General features: G+C 72.1%; 1 protein-coding gene and 1 pseudogene. Both read right to left on the bottom strand.

Annotated elements, in window-relative coordinates:
• Positions 1–304, bottom strand: a pseudogene (locus PKE44_RS17700) (hypothetical protein); the annotation flags it as partial.
• On the bottom strand, positions 305–2,839 hold a 2,535-nt coding region (locus PKE44_RS17695), incomplete at its 5' end, for a tubulin-like doman-containing protein (RefSeq protein ID WP_324553899.1). It abuts the pseudogene before it with no gap.

Here is a 2,839-nt window from a genome sequence, read left to right as displayed (position 1 = left end):
CGGCCTGACGCTGAGCCTCGGCCTGACGGGCGGCCTCGGCCTGCTGCGCGGCGGCCGTGGCCTCGTGTTCGGCATCGGCGCGGTACAGCCACCAGCCGACGCCACCGAGCGCGAGCACCACGCCGGCCGCGGCCGCGATGATCAAGGCCTGCGCGCCCTTCTTCGCCGGCTGGTAGACGACCAGCGACTTGCCGCAGTCCGGGCAGACGAAGTCCTGCCCCGGCGCCACCGGCACGACCTTCCTGGCGTTGGCGGACGGGCAGTTGCCGACGTTGACACAGAGTCCGGTGCGTGCGGCCGTCATTCAGCGTTCCTCCCCCTTCAGCAGACGCGCGGCCTGCTTGCCGGCGTCCAGAAACCGCAGGTACTGCGCGTCCTGCCGGTCGTCGCCGCGTTCGAGACGCACGGCATCGACGCAGGCGCGCACCGTTTCCAGCAATTGTTCACGCCGTTCGCGATGGCGCCACCCGGGGTCGGCGAGCAGCTGCACGACCTGCGCGCGCAGCGCATCGAGCTTCAGCAGGTCGAGGGCGGCCCAGGATTCGGTCAGCGTGCGCCCGAGCGCGAGCGGCGGATTGTCGAAGCCGTCGGCATCCTTGCCGAGCAGCAGCACCTCGGGCTCGCCGGTCGCCGGATTCTCGGCCTCGCGCAGCACGCCGAGCGCGCGCGCGAGCAGCACGTAGGGCAGGCCCTCGCGGCGGATGTCCTCGGGGCTCGCCACGTACAGCGGCGGCAGCTGCGCGCCGTCGCCCTCGGTGTGCAGCTCCAGCCGCGCGCGCGCCGGATCGCCGCTGTGGTTCAGGCGCCGCTCGTAGCGCTCGCGCAGCTGCGCGACCGGCTTCAGGTAGCGCAGCGGGAACAGGTTGACGATGCTGACCAGCACGATCTCGTTGTCGCCGCCGTCGGCGTCGATGACCTCGACATCGCCGCTGCGCGCGCCGCGGAAGTCGGATTTCAGCGCCGCGACGAAATCGGCGTGCGCCGGCGCCTTCGGCACGATGACGGTCAGCTTGGCGAGCGCGCTCGGCGTGCCGGCCGGGATGCCGGGCGCGGAGCGGTGCATCTCCAGCGGCTCGAAGGCCGTGAACGCGCCGGCCTGACGCACGAGTTCGCCGACCCAGGCGCGGCGCGCGGCCGCATCGTCGGCAAAGCGCTCGGCGAGGCGCTCGATGATCGACACGCCGAGCACGCGCTCGGCCGGCGTGCGGATCAGGCTGGCGTGCGCGAGGCGCGCGGCCTCCTCGCCGGTCTTCTCCAGCGTGTCGAGCAGCGTCGCGAGCGGCATGCGGCTGTTGAAGTCGGCAAAGCGCAGCGTCTCGCCGAAACGCCCGAACAGCGCCGCGCGCGCGCCGGCCGCCTGACCGCGCTGCACCTCGGCATCCAGGCCGAGGCGGTGCGCGACCTCGCGCACGCGCGCCGGATCGTAGTAGCGGATCAGGTGCCGGCGCAGGTCGGAGCCGGTGGCGGTCGCGCCGTCGGCGAGGCGCTGTTCGAGGCGCTGGCCGAAGCGCTCCAGCGCCGTGCGCAGGCTGCCGGCGGCGCGCTCGATCGCGGTCTTGAGTTCCGCCAGCGCCGCGATCAGCTCCGGCAGCAGTTGCTGCTGCGCACGCAGCGCCACGCCGCGCGTGCGGTTGACGTACAGCTCCTGCAGGTACACGGCGTGCGCGTCGAGCAGGCTCGCCGGCGTGCCGGTCAGCTTCGCGAACACGCCCATGCCGGCCCAGTCGCGGGCGTTCTGGTTGAGCCGGGTCTGCGCCTCGTCCTCGCCGGCGCGCGCCCTGGCGATGCGCTCGCCGAGCTGCGCGTGGCGCTCGTCGAGCAGCTCGATGACGGCGGCGACGAGGCGCGTGCAGGCATCGAGGCCGCGTGCGCCGATGCGCCAGTCGTTGGCGAGTTCGCGCTCGATGCGGTTTGCGATCTCGCGGGCGATGTCCTTGCGCGCCTTGAGCTTGGTCTCGTAGAAGCCGGTGACGCCGAGGTCACGGAAGTCCTCGTCCCAGCGCTTCTGGCAGTACTTCGCCAGCTCGTCGAGCCAGATCGTGCGATCGAGCTCACGCACCAGCGACTTGAAGTGCGGGATCGCCGTCTCCCACTCCAGCGTCAGCGTCTGCCATTTCGGCGCCTGCCCGTCGCCGGCGAGGATCGGCACGTTCATCAGCAGGTGATCGTCATCGAGCGCCCAGCGCTGCTGCACGTCCTTCTGGCGCACGAAGGCGCCGGCATCGAAGGGCCGCGGCTCCTCGACGTAACCGAGCGCCTCCTGCCAGTGCTCGTGCGCGAGCGCGAGCAGCGCCTGACGCGCGAAGCCGTAGCCGAGGAACTCGGCGATCTCCTCCTCGGGGATCGCGACGCGCTTGATGCCGAAGGTCAGGAAGCGCCGGGCGCGCTCGCCGCGGCGGCTCGCCGGTGCGGTTTCCGGCGAGCCGTCGCCGTTCTCGGCGTTCTCCATGCGCGCGAGCGTCGGCCAGCCGCCGTGGCGGGCGCGGATGATCTTCTGGTACAGGAACTCGGCGACGATGCCCGGCAGCTCCTGCTGCACGTCGACGGTGACGCCGTGCTCGTTCTCGTTGCCGAACACGTAGCAGCCGTTGAACGGATCGACGAGCGCGAGCCGCCCCTTGCGCCCGAGCACGTCGTGCGGCTGCCAGGCCCCGGCCGACAGCGCGTTCAGCTCCAGCAGCGCCGCGTAGCCGTTGGCGTGGTAGTTGCCGGTATCCCAGTTCGGCGGCGGGTAGGGATCGGGCAGCAGCGCGTAGACCAGCACGCGGTAGCGCTGCGCATCCGGGAACAGCTCGCGCAGCTGCACGAGCGCATCGATCAGGCTGCCGCTGCCGGTGCC

The organism is Plasticicumulans sp. (genome assembly GCF_035331805.1).
Lineage (GTDB): Bacteria > Pseudomonadota > Gammaproteobacteria > Competibacterales > Competibacteraceae > Plasticicumulans.
Note: the sequence above shows the minus strand (reverse complement) of the source record. Positions and strands in the feature narration are given on the sequence as shown.